This is a genomic window from Pantoea sp. DY-5 (assembly GCF_019795955.1).
In the GTDB taxonomy this organism is placed as follows: domain Bacteria; phylum Pseudomonadota; class Gammaproteobacteria; order Enterobacterales; family Enterobacteriaceae; genus Pantoea; species Pantoea leporis.
Window position 1 is genome coordinate 184,099 of sequence record NZ_JAIMIE010000004.1, and the last position, 14,293, is coordinate 198,391.

General features: G+C 55.4%; 12 protein-coding genes. 6 read left to right on the forward strand and 6 right to left on the reverse strand.

Features of this window, described 5'->3' with window-relative positions:
* Positions 1-7: 7 nt before the first annotated feature.
* On the reverse strand, positions 8-838 hold the full coding sequence (locus K5Y30_RS14505) for a DeoR/GlpR family DNA-binding transcription regulator (RefSeq protein WP_101763547.1): 831 nt from the start codon (positions 836-838) through the stop codon (positions 8-10).
* Between the two features lie 488 nt (positions 839-1,326).
* On the opposite strand from K5Y30_RS14505, the gene K5Y30_RS14510 reads away from it, so the two are divergent.
* Positions 1,327-2,400, forward strand: a complete 1,074-nt coding sequence (locus tag K5Y30_RS14510; protein WP_222184529.1) for a DUF1176 domain-containing protein — start codon at positions 1,327-1,329, stop codon at positions 2,398-2,400.
* A gap of 39 nt (positions 2,401-2,439) precedes the next feature.
* Here the strand turns inward: K5Y30_RS14510 and ampH are convergent, their stop codons facing one another.
* The 3 genes from ampH to tal form a co-directional block, all read right to left on the reverse strand.
* Positions 2,440-3,609, reverse strand: a complete 1,170-nt coding sequence (gene ampH, locus K5Y30_RS14515) for a D-alanyl-D-alanine-carboxypeptidase/endopeptidase AmpH (protein ID WP_222211902.1) — start codon at positions 3,607-3,609, stop codon at positions 2,440-2,442.
* 146 nt (positions 3,610-3,755) lie between these two features.
* Positions 3,756-5,765, reverse strand: coding sequence for a transketolase (tkt, locus tag K5Y30_RS14520; protein WP_110866508.1), 2,010 nt, complete (start codon positions 5,763-5,765; stop codon positions 3,756-3,758).
* A gap of 69 nt (positions 5,766-5,834) precedes the next feature.
* Entirely contained in the window at positions 5,835-6,785 is a 951-nt protein-coding gene (gene tal / locus K5Y30_RS14525; protein WP_222184533.1) for a transaldolase, read from the reverse strand.
* Positions 6,786-7,126: 341 nt separating this feature from the next.
* On the opposite strand from tal, the gene maeB reads away from it, so the two are divergent.
* On the forward strand, positions 7,127-9,406 hold the full coding sequence (maeB, locus tag K5Y30_RS14530; RefSeq protein ID WP_222211904.1) for an NADP-dependent oxaloacetate-decarboxylating malate dehydrogenase: 2,280 nt from the start codon (positions 7,127-7,129) through the stop codon (positions 9,404-9,406).
* 39 nt (positions 9,407-9,445) lie between these two features.
* Here maeB and hemF read toward each other — a convergent pair whose 3' ends face one another.
* Entirely contained in the window at positions 9,446-10,363 is a 918-nt protein-coding gene (hemF, locus tag K5Y30_RS14535; protein WP_222211907.1) for an oxygen-dependent coproporphyrinogen oxidase, read from the reverse strand.
* A 48-nt stretch (positions 10,364-10,411) separates the two neighbouring features.
* Positions 10,412-11,269 (reverse strand): N-acetylmuramoyl-L-alanine amidase AmiA, encoded by an 858-nt coding sequence (amiA, locus tag K5Y30_RS14540; RefSeq protein WP_217548935.1) that lies wholly within the window; start codon positions 11,267-11,269, stop codon positions 10,412-10,414.
* Positions 11,270-11,480: 211 nt separating this feature from the next.
* On the opposite strand from amiA, the gene K5Y30_RS14545 reads away from it, so the two are divergent.
* The 4 genes from K5Y30_RS14545 to K5Y30_RS14560 all read left to right on the forward strand — a co-directional run bounded on the left by K5Y30_RS14545 (position 11,481) and on the right by K5Y30_RS14560 (position 14,049).
* Complete coding sequence (locus K5Y30_RS14545) at positions 11,481-11,906, forward strand: GNAT family acetyltransferase (protein WP_061717913.1); 426 nt, start codon at positions 11,481-11,483, stop codon at positions 11,904-11,906.
* Between the two features lie 8 nt (positions 11,907-11,914).
* A complete protein-coding gene (locus K5Y30_RS14550) occupies positions 11,915-12,367 on the forward strand; it encodes a DUF2919 domain-containing protein (protein WP_255606668.1) in 453 nt (150 codons plus the stop codon).
* Positions 12,368-12,430: 63 nt separating this feature from the next.
* Positions 12,431-13,051, forward strand: a complete 621-nt coding sequence (locus tag K5Y30_RS14555) for an RpoE-regulated lipoprotein (RefSeq protein ID WP_222211910.1) — start codon at positions 12,431-12,433, stop codon at positions 13,049-13,051.
* Positions 13,052-13,152: 101 nt separating this feature from the next.
* The gene (locus K5Y30_RS14560) at positions 13,153-14,049 is read left to right on the forward strand and encodes a Dyp-type peroxidase (protein WP_217548930.1); all 897 of its coding nucleotides are present in this window, start codon (positions 13,153-13,155) and stop codon (positions 14,047-14,049) included.
* Positions 14,050-14,293: the final 244 nt, after the last annotated feature.

Here is a 14,293-nt window from a genome sequence, read left to right on the forward strand (position 1 = left end):
CTCCGATTTAATTTTTTATTAGCTGCATCGAATGGCTGCGCTGGGAGCAATCAATAATATTGACGCCGTTCCACGCTAATTCTTGTTCCAGCTCTTTGTCTTTTAATTGGTCAGTAATGAGAAAGTCCACATCGCGATAATGACAAATACGCGCGAATGAGGGCCGCAGGAATTTACTTCCGTCCAGCAGCAGATGTTTTCTTTCCGCTGCTAATAACATTTGCTGTTTTAAATGTGCGTTGTTTTCGTTACCTTCACGTAAATAACCGTCATTGCCTAAACTGCTACAGGAGAAAAAGATCTTATTGATCTGAAATTCCCTGAGCGGTTGCTCGGCGACGACGCCGTGGAAATCTTCATAACGGTCAGAATATTCTCCCCCCAGACAGATGGTGCGGATGCTGCCGCGCGCCGCAAGGGTTTGCACAATCCTGATGGAATTGGTTAATACCGTTAATTCAATATCCGGCAGCTGTCGCGCTAAATACCAGCAAGTGGTGCTGCTATCGAGTAATATACAATCGCCGGGGCTAATGAAATCGAGTGCGCGTTTGGCAATAGCCATTTTTGCATCAACATGTTCATTGACTCTCTGGCGGAAAGATAATTCATACTCGTTAACACCTCGCGTATTTCCCTGAATGTTGGCGGCCTGTCGTTTTGCTGGTACCGCACCACCGTGACTGCGTTGTAACAGACCACGTTTCTCCAGCTGCGTTAAATCACGCCGAATAGTTTCTTGTGAAACCTGACATAACGTGACTAATTCAGCGACAATGACCCGACCATTTAAATTTAATTCGTCAATAATTCGCTGCTGTCTTTCAATCGGCAACATAACTAACCTCCGATGGCTATAAATTACTGGATAGCGCATTTGGAAAGTGTGGGCTGCGCACGAGTCCACAGTCACCAAAACGCCTTAGCTGATTAGAGTGATCTGGATCTGTTTTATATGTAAATGAGATGTCTGGTTATCAAAATTAAGTGATATGACTCACATAAATAAGCTTAGTGGCGCGAAATCCGCGTTCTACGCGCGTTGCAAATCCAAAACATGAATTTAACCTAACATGACCGCTTATGACCGTTTGTGTGTATTTGACCGTTTTGTGATGAGTTAACAAGAGTCCGACGAATCCGATTGAGCAGTAATCGGCCAAAACGGATGATGAGCGCTTGCCCCATCCAGTACCCGTTCGCCACAGGTGACGGCTTTTTCAGCGGTTAACCTCGCTTTTAGGGCCGGCTCACAGTTTAGGCCTGCTGACAGCGTTCCCGTTGCGCTATTATTTTCTTTCCAGGAATTTGGGGACCGATTTTTTGATGTCGTATTGGATGAAGTTACTGCTTTTATTGCCCTTTCTTTTTGTCGCGTGCGTTCAGGCTCAGCCACTGCAAAAGTCATTTTCTGACTGGCAACTGACCTGCAATAACGCGGCTTTTTGCGTGGCACGCAGTTTTCCCGGTGACAACGGCTTAGTGATGACGCTCTCACGTCATGCTGGCGTCAACGATCGTCCCTTGCTGCGTATTGATTACGGCAGCGCCTACAGCGGCGAGCTGCCGGGCGGCCCGCTCAAGGATAACCTGCTACTCGATCAACGCCGTCTCACACCAGACCTTAAACACTGGACGGTGGAACCGCATCATCTGGCGACCAGTAATGCTATCGCCATCGACGAGTTTCTGGCGCAGACGCTGGATGCGCAAAATCTGCAGCTGACCTATAAAGCCAACGCCACCATTCCGCTTAGCGGCATGAAGGCGGCATTACTGTTGATGGATGACGTGCAGGGCCGCGTCAACGGTGCCAGCGCCTGGGTGAAGCGTGGCGACCGCGTGCAGTGGGATGTGCCGCCGCAGCCAGCGTTGCCGGCGTTACCTTCGCCATTACCGCCGCCGCCACCGCTGACGCAGGAAGAGACCAGCGGTTTAATTGATTTTGGTACCTGGCGGGTGAATACCGATAACTGCTCGCTCGATCCACTGCGGCGTGAAGTGAGCGTGTCGCCGCTGACCGACAGCAAAGCGCTGCTGCTGATCAGCTGCGAAACCGGTGCGTATAACGTTATCGATCTGGCATTTGAAGTGACGCGCAGTGCGCCTTATGTGTCGCGTGGTTTGAGCTTAACGCTGCCGTTTACCCCCGCTTCGCGCAGCGATAATCAGCTGGAGTTGGTGAACGCGGAATTCGATGCCAGCAATGGATTGCTCTACACCTTCAGTAAAGGACGTGGCTTGGGGGACTGCGGGGTGGCAACGCGCTGGCAGTATGACGGCAACGAGTTTGTGCTGGCAGAGTATGCGGAAGAGAAGACCTGCGATGCGTGGCACAGCAGTGACGACTGGCCAACACTCTGGGTAACTGAATCGCAAAATCCGGTGCAGTCGCGTTAATCCGTAGGGTCGCCATTCATGGCGACCTTCCCCATATAATTAACGAATCGCTTGCACCGTCATCGGTGAACCCGACTGATTGCCCACCAGCTCGGTCAGCATATTATTCACGCCATCACTCATCGGGGTGAAACGCGTTAATGGCGAGCGAGTCACCACCACAAACACGCCGACGTTGTGCTGCGGCACCATCGCCATATAGGTAATGAAGCCGCCGCCGCCACCGGTTTTCTGAATAATCCCCGGACGACCTTCCTTCGGCCCCATATAGACCCAACCCATGCCCAGCGCATCGGCGCGGCCCGGCACATCCATGCCTTCCACTTTGGTTAGCTGGTCACGACGATAAATCAGCGTTTGCAGGCGATCAATTTGCGGCGTGCGGTGATTCACCGCCGAGTTAAGGAACTGCTGCATCCAGCGGCCCATATCGTCTGGCGTTGAGTAAACGCCGCCGCTGCCGATGGCCGCCAGCGTGTTGTTACACGGACTGGCACCTTTCTCGGCAATCATCAGACGCTGACACTGATCCGGTGACGGCGTAAAGGTGGTGTCTTTCATGCCCAGCGGACGCGTTATCAACTGCTGGAACAGTGCTGGATAGGGCATGCCCGCCGCTTTGGCGAGCGCATCGCTCAGCAGATCAAAGCCCAGGTTGGAATAGGCGGCATTGGTGCCTGGCGCGGCCTTTAATGCCGCTCCGCTCAGCCACTGCCAGCGATCGGACCTGGTCGGCCAGACAAACACCGGACGATGCGGTTTACCGCCAGGCTGTTCGCGCGGCAGGCCGCTGGTGTGGGTGGAGAGGTTAATCAGGCGAATCGGCTGGCCGTTATAGCTTGGCACGCGCGCGCCAGGCGGCGCGTATTTGCTGAGCGGATCGTCAAGACGCAGTTGACCGCGTTCGGCCATCTTCACCATCACTTCGCTGGTCATCAGCTTGCTGAGCGAGGCAATACGAATCACCGAATCAGGCTGCGGACGCACGTTGTTGCCGGGGCGCGTATCACCAAAGCTGGCGAAAACCCGCTGATTGCCATCAATCGCCACCAGCGCCATGCCGGTTGCGCCGCTGCCATAGAAAATGTGCTCGGCGTAGCGATCAACAATTTGCGATGCCAACAGCGGATCGGGCGACGACTGCGCCATGCTTTTTAATGGAAGCACTGAAACCATTAAGGCCAGTAAAAAAGGAGTACGTTTTTTCAACGGGAAAGGGTCCGCTATGAGAATCGGAGGAAAGCTTATAGTAATCAGTTTGCGCGAGGCGTGAAGGGGGCAGGGCGGATTTTTTTCTGTATCAGGCTGTGATCAAAAAATGGCCCTTACGCCAAAAAGACGCAGGGCCAGATCGATTAGTGCGGCTTGAGTAATGCTTCAGTGTGGCTAACGATGTTCTCGACGGTGAAACCGAATTCCGGGAACAGTTTGCCGGCCGGAGCTGACTCACCAAAGGTGGTCATACCGACAATCGCGCCGTCCAGACCAACATACTTGTACCAGTAATCAGCAATACCGGCTTCGACCGCCACGCGCGCTTTCACGCCGGATGGCAGCACCGATTCGCGATACGCAACGTCCTGCTTATCAAACACGTCGGTGCTCGGCAGCGAAACCACGCGAATCTTGTGGCCAGCAGCGGTGAGTTTATCTGCCGCGCCCAGCGCGATTTCAATCTCCGAACCGGTGGCGATGATGATCGCATCCGGCGTGCCGTTGCTGTCCTGCAGCACATAGCCACCGCGTGCAATATTCGCCACCTGCTCTTTGCTACGCTCTGGCTGCAGCAGGTTCTGACGCGACAGGATCAGCGCGGTTGGCCCATGATGGCGCTCAACGGCGGCTTGCCACGCCACGGCGGTTTCCACCTGATCGCACGGACGCCACACACTCATGTTTGGCGTAACGCGCAGGCTGGCAATCTGCTCAACCGGCTGGTGTGTCGGACCATCTTCGCCGAGGCCGATGGAGTCATGCGTATACACCAGCACCTGACGCGCCTTCATCAGCGCCGCCATGCGCACCGCATTACGCGCGTACTCGACGAACATCAGGAAGGTGGCGGTGTAAGGCACGAAGCCGCCGTGATGCGCGATGCCGTTACCGATCGCCGTCATACCAAATTCACGTACGCCGTAGTGAATGTAGTTACCGGCACTATCCTCTTTGATCGATTTTGAGCCCGACCAGATGGTGAGGTTACTGGGTGCCAGATCCGCTGAGCCGCCGAGGAATTCCGGCAGCAGCTTGCCAAACACTTCCAGCGTATTTTGTGAGGCTTTACGGCTGGCGATTTTCTGTGGATTAGCCTGCAGCTCTTCAACAAACTTCTGCACTTCGCTACTCCAGTTAGCCGGCATTTCACCGCTCAGACGACGGGTAAACTCCTGCGCCAACTCGGGGTGTGCCTCTTTATAAGCGGCAAACTTATCATCCCAGGATTTCTCGCGCTGCGCGCCCGCTTCTTTGGCATCCCACTGCTGATAAATCTCTTTCGGGATCTCAAACGGCGGATAATGCCAGCCCAGTTTCTGCCGCGTCAACGCCACTTCTTCTTCGCCCAGCGCCGCGCCGTGCGACTCCTCTTTACCGGCTTTGTTCGGCGAGCCGAAGCCGATAGTGGTGCGGCAGATAATCAGTGACGGCTTATCGGTGACGCTTTGCGCCTCTTTAATCGCCGCAGCGATCGCTGCCGAATCGTGGCCGTCGATACCTTCTGCGCTACCGATGACGTGCCAGTTGTAGGCTTCGAAACGTTTGTGCGTGTCGTCGGTGAACCAGCCTTCGGTTTCACCATCGATGGAGATGCCGTTGTGATCGTAGAAGCCAATCAGTTTGCCGAGGCCGAGCGTACCGGCCAGCGAGCTCACTTCGTGCGAGATGCCTTCCATCAAACAGCCATCGCCCATAAACACGTAGGTGTGGTGATCGACGATGTCGTGGCCGGGACGGTTAAACTGCGCCGCCAGCGTGCGTTCGGCAATCGCTAAACCTACCGCGTTGGCCAGGCCCTGGCCGAGCGGTCCGGTGGTGGTTTCCACGCCTGGCGTGTAACCGAGTTCGGGATGCCCCGGCGTTTTAGAGTGCAGCTGACGGAAGTTTTTCAACTCTTCCATCGGCAGGTCGTAGCCGGTGAGATGCAGCAGGCTGTATAGCAGCATCGAGCCGTGACCGTTGGAAAGAATAAAGCGGTCACGATCGGCCCACGCCGGATTGTTGGGATTGTGTTTCAACACATCGCGCCATAACACTTCGGCGATATCTGCCATGCCCATCGGCATACCTGGGTGCCCGGAATTTGCTTTTTGTACCGCATCCATGCTGAGTGCACGAATTGCGTTAGCCAACTCTCTGCGTGAAGACATAAGGTTCTCCCTTGTGATTTGGCGATAGCGGATGAGCCAATGCCCATCCGCCATAAGAGTGAGTGCGGATTACAGACGAGAAGAGAGCACGTCTTCCAGCTTTTGCTGGTCGATGGCGAACTGACGGATGCCGTCTGACAGTTTTTCTACCGCCATCGGATCCTGATTATGTTCCCAGCGGAATTCCGCTTCAGACAGTGAAGCAGGCTGATGGAAGCCTTCGGTTGATGGCTCCAGCTTACGCTCCAGCGGCGCATCACTGTTGGCCAGCTCTTCCAGCAGGTTAGGGGAAATGGTCAAACGGTCGCAGCCGGCCAGCGCCTGAATCTGTTCCACTTTACGGAAGCTGGCGCCCATGATAACTGTGCTGTAACGGTGCTTCTTGTAATAATCGTAGATACGACGCACAGATTTCACGCCCGGATCTTCATCAACCACATACGGATCCATCGGTTTGCGGGTGTTGTACCAGTCGTAAATACGGCCAACAAATGGCGAAATGAGGAACACACCGGCTTCGGCACAGGCACGCGCCTGAGCAAAGGAGAACAGCAGCGTCAGGTTGCACTGAATGCCGTTTTTCTCCAGCTCCTCAGCAGCTTTGATGCCTTCCCAGGTTGACGCCAGTTTGATCAAAATGCGTGAGCGGTCGATGCCGTGCTCTTCGTACAGACGCACCAGCTTCTCAGCTTTGGTGACACACATGCCACGATCGAAGGAGAGGCGCGCATCCACTTCGGTCGAAACACGGCCCGGTATGCTTTTCAGAATTTCCATACCGAGGTTAATCGCCACTTTGTCGCTGGCGTTGATGATTTGCGTCTCTTTGCTGCCGCCCTGTTTTTTCGCGTAGTCGATGGCGTCATCAATCAGATGTTTATAACCCTCAAGACCGGCGGCTTTCAGAATCAATGAGGGGTTGGTGGTCGCGTCTTCTGGATTGTAATGGCGAATGGATTCGATATCGCCGCTGTCCGCCACCACGGTGGTGTATTGTTTCAATGCATCTAGCTGGTTCATCACTTAACTCCTTGATTAGCAATAATGTGGGCAAAGGTGTTGCACCCATTCCTGTTAAGTATTGGTCCAACACAGTGCTACAGACGTTACACGAAGAAAATGCGTTTTCTCTGATTGTGGCGTCGTGGCGCTTAAGAGGTGCGATAGTGAAAGGAGGACTGGCCTAAACGGTTCAGCTACGCTTTTTGCCATCAATAAGGATAGCAGGCTGTGCCGATCCCGCAGGCGAAGCGGTGGCAATCCGTGCCTTTCAGTCTGTGCGTTCTTTGAGCGCCTTCACCCTCTTTTGTGCCGCACATTCCTATACTGAATGCCTATTTAGCGATGCCAAAGGATGCCCAATGGACGATCAACTCAAGCAAAGCGCGCTCGATTTTCATCAATTTCCCACGCCCGGAAAAATTCAGGTTTCACCCACCAAACCGTTAGCCACGCAGCGCGATCTGGCACTGGCCTATTCGCCCGGCGTCGCTGCGCCTTGTCTGGAAATTGCCGCCGATCCGCTGGCGGCGCGCAAATACACCGCGCGTGGCAATCTGGTGGCGGTGATCTCCAACGGCACCGCGGTGCTGGGGCTGGGTAACATTGGCGCGCTGGCGAGTAAGCCGGTGATGGAAGGCAAGGGCGTGCTGTTCAAAAAGTTCGCCGGCATTGACGTGTTTGATATCGAAATCGATGAGCGCGATCCCGATAAGTTGATTGAGGTGATTGCCGCGCTGGAACCCACTTTTGGTGGCATCAATCTGGAAGATATCAAAGCGCCCGAGTGTTTCTATATTGAGCAACAGCTGCGTGAGCGCATGCAGATCCCGGTATTCCACGACGATCAGCACGGCACGGCGATCATCTGTACCGCGGCGGTGCTCAACGGCTTAACCATCGTTAAAAAAGCCATCAGCGAGGTGCGGCTGGTGGTTTCCGGCGCAGGGGCTTCGGCGATTGCCTGCCTGAATCTGCTGGTAGCGCTCGGCATGCAGCAGCACAACATTGTGGTGTGCGATTCCAAAGGGGTGATCTATCGCGATCGCGAGCCGAATATGACGCCGACCAAAGCGGCCTATGCGGTGGCCGACAGCGGCGCACGCACGCTGGATGAGGTGATTGGCGGCGCGGATATTTTCCTTGGCTGTTCCGGCCCCAAAGCGCTGACGCCGGAGATGGTGCAGAAGATGGCGCAGCATCCGCTGATTCTGGCGCTGGCCAATCCCGAACCGGAAATCATGCCGCCGCTGGCCAAACAGGTGCGGCCCGACGCGATTATCTGCACCGGGCGCTCTGATTTCCCCAATCAGGTGAACAACGTGTTGTGCTTCCCGTTTATCTTCCGTGGCGCGCTGGATGTGGGTGCCACGGCGATCAATGAAGAGATGAAGCTGGCGGCGGTGCACGCGATTGCGGCGCTGGCGCAGGCGGAACAGAGCGATGTGGTGGCGTCGGCATATGACGATCAGGATCTGAGTTTCGGCCCGGATTACCTGATCCCCAAACCTTTTGATCCGCGTTTAATCGTGCAGATCGCGCCCGCGGTGGCGAAAGCGGCGATGGAATCCGGCGTCGCCACGCGACCGATCGAGGATTTTGATGCTTATCGTGAGCAGCTCACCGAGTTCGTCTATAAAACCAACCTGTTTATGAAGCCGATCTTTTCGCAGGCGCGTAGAGATCCCAAACGTGTGGTGCTGGCAGAAGGCGAAGAGGTGCGCGTGCTGCACGCCACGCAGGAGCTGGTGACGTTAGGGCTGGCGAAGCCGATCCTGATTGGCCGGCCGAATGTCATCGCTATGCGTCTACAAAAGCAGGGTTTAAAGATCGAGGCGGGCAAAGATTTTGAGATCGTCAATAACGAATCGGATCCACGTTTTAAAGAGTACTGGAATGAGTATTACCAGATCATGAAACGGCGCGGCGTGACGCCGGAAACTGCCCAGCGCGCGGTGATCGGCAATCCCACGCTGATTGGCGCGATCATGGTGCATCGCGGTGAGGCCGATGCGCTGATCTGCGGCACCATCGGCGATTATCAGGAACATTATGATGTGGTGGAGAAAGTGTTCGGGCTGCGAGAGGACGTGAAGGTGGCGGGCGCGATGAATGCGTTGCTATTGCCGAGCGGTAATACCTTTATAGCTGACACCTACGTTAATGAAGATCCCAGCGCAGAACAGCTGGCGGATATCACGCTGCTGGCGGCGGAAACGGTGCGACGCTTCGGCATTGAACCGCGCGTGGCGCTGCTGTCGCACTCCAGCTTTGGCACCTCAAATGCGCCGGGCGCGCGCAAAATGCGCGACGTACTCGCGTTGATTCAGCAACGCGCCCCGGATCTGGAGATTGACGGCGAAATGCACGGTGATGCGGCGCTGGTCGAGAGTATTCGCCGTGAACTGATGCCGGACAGCCCGCTGAAAGGCACCGCGAATTTGCTGATTATGCCGAACGTCGAAGCGGCGCGTATCAGCTATAACCTGCTGCGCGTCTCCTGCTCCGAAGGTGTCACGGTGGGGCCGGTGTTGATGGGGATCAGCAAGCCGGTGCATGTATTGACGCGTATCGCCTCGGTGCGGCGCATAGTGAATATGGTGGCGTTAGCGGTGGTGGAGGCGCAGACCGAACCGTTGTAGAACCATCCAAAAGGTCGCCATGAATGGCGACACTACGGGTTATTTCAGCCAATCTTTGACCGGCAGGAAATCGCGGTATAAGGCGGCTTCGGGGGAATCGACTTCTGGCTGATAATCGTATTCCCAGCGCACCAGCGGTGGCATCGACATCAAAATGGATTCGGTGCGGCCGCCGGTTTGCAGCCCAAACAGCGTGCCACGATCCCACACCAGATTGAACTCGACGTAGCGACCACGACGATAGAGCTGAAACTGGCGCTCGCGATCGCCCCACGGCAGCGCTTTGCGCCTGGCCACAATCGGCAGGTAGGCGTTGGCAAAACCGTTGCCGACCGCCTGCATGAAATCGAAGCAGTAATCGAAATCGGGCGTGTTCAGGTCGTCATAAAACAGGCCGCCGATACCGCGCTGCTCGTCGCGATGCTTGAGGTAGAAGTAATCGTCGCACCACTTTTTATAGCGCGGATAAACATCCTCACCAAACGGCTGGCACAGATCGTGCGCGGTTTGATGCCAGTGCAGCGCATCCTCTTCGAAGCCGTAATAGGGCGTAAGATCGAAACCGCCACCAAACCACCACACCGGATCGGCGCCCGGTTTTTCCGCAATAAAGAAGCGCACGTTGGCGTGGCTGGTGGGCACGTAAGGATTGGATGGATGCACCACCAGCGATACGCCCATCGCTTCAAAGCTGCGCCCGGCCAGTTCAGGACGATGCGCGGTGGCGGACGCGGGCATTTGATCGCCATGCACGTGCGAAAAGTTAACGCCGGCTTGTTCAAACACCGCGCCATCACGCAATACGCGACTGCGTCCGCCGCCGCCGCCGCCGCCGGGACGTTGCCACTCATCTTCGGCAAAGCTCGCCTTGCCATCTTCCGCCGCTAATTGGGCGCAAATATCATCTTGCAGCGCCAGCAAAAAGGCTTTGACGCGGGAAATATCGGGATTGCTCATCAGTCACTCGTTCCGGAAATTTGTCGCGATTCTACCACAGGATAAAGGCTATGCTTCGCGACGATCGACCTCATCGAAGTAGCGGGTGATGCCGTCGGCAATGGCGCTGGCAATTTTCTGGCGGAACGCCTGCGTGCCAAGCAGCTGCTCTTCACGCGGATTGGTAATGAAGGAGGTTTCCACCAGCACCGAAGGAATCGACGGCGATTTCAGCACCGCAAATGCAGCCTGTTCGGTGTGCTGGCTGTGCAGATGATGCACCGGGCGAATCTGGTCGAGGACGTGTTTACCCAGCGTCAGGCTGTTGCGAATGGTATCGGTCTGCACCAGATCGAACAGAATCTGGTTGAGGTAATGATCTTTATCCTGCACCTCAGCACCGCCCACTTTGTCGGCATCGTTTTCACGCTGCGAAAGATATCGCGCCATCGCGCTGCTGGCACCGCGATTGGAAAGGGCAAAAACCGATGCGCCGTTAGCATCCGGGCTGGTGTAGCCATCGGCGTGAATCGACATAAACAGGTTAGCGCCGTGCTGGTGGGCGATTTCGACGCGCTGATAGAGTGGAATAAAGTGGTCGCTGTCGCGCGTCAGGCGCACTTCGATGCGTGGATGTGATTGCAGCAGCGTCTTCACGGTATTGGCGATCGCCAGCACAATGTGTTTCTCTTCCGAACCCTCTTCGCCGACGGCGCCGGAATCGATGCCGCCGTGGCCGGGATCAATCATCACGATACGTTTGCCGTTGCTGGCGGGTTTCGGTGGCGTATGACGCGGACTGACGCGCAAATCGCTGTTCTGTTCTTTGGCCTGCACCGCACGCGGTGATAACACCGCCAGCGCTAAACCGGAAAGTATCAGTTGGCGACGATTGGTAAGGCGCTTAAGCAGTGAAATCTTCTTCATTTACGGGTCCATGGCAGGTAAATCCTGCCCCGTGTTATAGCGTAACAATAGCCAGGCGGCGACCTCGCAACTATTTCAAGTGTTTACTTTCTATTGCAACAGACTAACAGCGATGTCGCGCTTTTTTTGCTCCGTTGTCACGCGTGAGGGTTGCGCCTGGCAAAGAATGCGTGATAATCAGCGAATTGTGCCTAACAGCAGGGTAACGTCGATGGAAATCCGTTCTTTCCGCCAGGAAGATTTTGAAGAAGTGATCACGCTCTGGGAGCGTTGCGATTTGTTACGCCCATGGAACGATCCGGAGCTGGACATTGAACGCAAAATGAACCACGACGCGGAACTGTTTCTGGTCGCGGAAGTCGGTGGCGAAGTGGTTGGTACGGTGATGGGCGGCTACGACGGCCATCGCGGCTCCGTCTACTATCTGGCGGTGCATCCTGATTATCAGGGCCGTGGCTTTGCCAATGCGTTGATGAATCGTCTTGAGAAGAAGCTGATTGCGCGCGGTTGCCCAAAAATCAATTTGATGGTGCGCGAAGAGAACGATCAGGTGGTGGCGTTTTACGAAAAGCTCGAATACGAGCCGGTGGACTCGCTGCTGCTGGGCAAGCGTTTGATTGAAGATCGCGAGTATTGAGAGTCGGTTTGAAATACCTTCCCCAAGAGTACGATGCGAAAGGGCAGCTGCGGCTGCCGTTTCTTTTCTGGCTGATCCTGTTATTGCAGGCGCGCACCTGGCTGCTGCTGGTGATGGCGGGCGCATCACGCCAGCAGGGCAATGATTTGCTGGCGCTGTTCTATCCCGACCGCCAAAGCTTCTGGCTGGGGCTGGCGTTAGGCATTCCGGCGGCTATCGGCTTATTGCTGACCGGCTATCGCCAGCGCTGGCCGCGCTTGTGGCAAAGCTGGCGTCATGTGTTGAGCGCATCGCTACTTGTCAGCCTGCTGTGGCAGGGTTCCAGCCTGCTGCAAGGCGCCTTTCCCGACTCGCCGCTGCCGCTGTTATTGACGCTATTTGACCTGCTGGCGTTGTTCTGGCTGCAAACGCAACCTCGCTTGCGCGACTGCTTTCTGCCGGAACATCAGCAGGTCGAATAAACTTTTTGCCGGTTTGTGACTCCAACAGGCACGCCAATCGGCTTAGCAGATCAAGGAGTTTTCATGAAAGTTGTTCGTCACGCACTGCTGGTTAGCAGCATGGTTCTGGCCGGCTGCGCCAGTTTGGGTTCCTCTGGCAGCGCGAGCGATAGCGAAAGCCATTGGTACAATCCGCTTAGCTATCACTGGTCGGCGCTCAATCCACTCGGCTGGTTTGGTGGATCGCTGGAGGTGACAGAGCAAGGCGTTGCGGGCCTGACGAGCACCACCTCAATGTCGGAAGACGCCATCCATAAAGCGCTGAACGGCGATTACAAACTGCGTCAGGGCATGCGCACGCAGAATGGTCAGGTGGTGGATTTCTGGCAGGCGCTGGATGGCGACAACGTTAAATTGGTGATTAACGGCAGCAGCAGCGTGGAGCGCATTGAAGTGCAGGATGCCGATGCCAAAGCGGCGGACGGCAGCAAGATCGGCGATCTGTTCAGCGACAAGTTCAGCAAAGCCTTTAACAACTGCAAAATGGTCACCGGTCTTGATGCACGCGATGTTGAGTGCCGTGCGCCGGGCAGCCAGCACATCTCCTACATTTACAGCGGTGAATGGCATGGTCCGGAAGGCTTGATGCCGTCGGACGATACCCTGAAAAGCTGGAAAATCAGCAAGATCGTCTGGCAGCGTTAAACCAGATAAAACTTGCTTAAAAACCCACTCAAAAAGTGTGGCTTTCCGGTATGATGCGGGCGAAAAAATGTCGTCTAATCTTCATGCCGGAGAGCATAGCAATGTCTCAGTTTCAGAGCGGGATCCTGTTGGAGCACCGCCGTTTCGCCATTTGGCTCGAAGCCCGCGTCACGGGCGATCTTGACGCGCTGCGCCAGGGCTGCAAATTCTTCATACAGCAGCTTGAAGCGCTGCAGACGCAATTCAGTGATGCCGGATTGGGCGCGGTGATCGCCTTTGGTGATGCGCTGTGGCGCGATCTGCAAGGCAACGCTTCTGCACCTGAACTCAAAGCTTTCGCCGCGCTTGGTAACGGCATTGCGCCTGCCACGCAGCGCGATTTGCTGATCCATATTCAATCCCAACGACATGACGTGAACTTCGCGCTGGCTCAGGCGGCACTGAGCGCCTTTGCCGCTGCGGTCAATATCGAAGAAGAGACGCACGGTTTCCGCTGGATTGAAAATCGCGATCTGTCGGGCTTCGTCGATGGCACGGAAAATCCGCAGGGTGAAGCACGCAAGGAGGTAGCGATTATCAGCGCAGGCGCGGATGCGGGCGGCAGCTATGTGTTTACCCAGCGCTGGGAGCACAACCTTAAGCTGTGGAACCGCATGGCGGTGGAGAAACAGGAAGCGATTATTGGCCGTACTAAAGAGACGGATGAAGAGCTGCCGGGCGATCAGCGTCCTGCTACATCGCATCTCAGCCGTGTCGATCTGAAAGAAAAGGGCAAAGGGCTGAAGATTCTGCGCCAGAGCCTGCCATACGGCAGCGCCAGTGGCACGCATGGGCTGTACTTCATCTCTTACTGCCATCGTCTCTACAATATCGAGCAGCAATTGCTGAGCATGTTCGGCGAGCGCGACGGCAAAATGGACGCCATGCTGCGCTTCACCAAACCGGTCAGCGGCAGCTACTTTTTTGCGCCGTCGCTGGATGCTTTGCAAGCGCTGTAACCGCTATGTATTAAGGTCAACCTGGCGCGATTCATCGCGCCGCTACGGATATCAGCCCTTATTTGTCGCGGCGCAATTTAATGCGCAATGAATCGCTTAATGCCGATTTACATTTGCATTCGCCGCATAAACTCTCCCGCCGTCTTATGCCTTTTTAGACTTTTAAATCCCTAAACGATATATAAAACCGTTACAGCTTTCCCCTGAGTTATAAATACACTGACAGCATCTAATGGCATTGGCT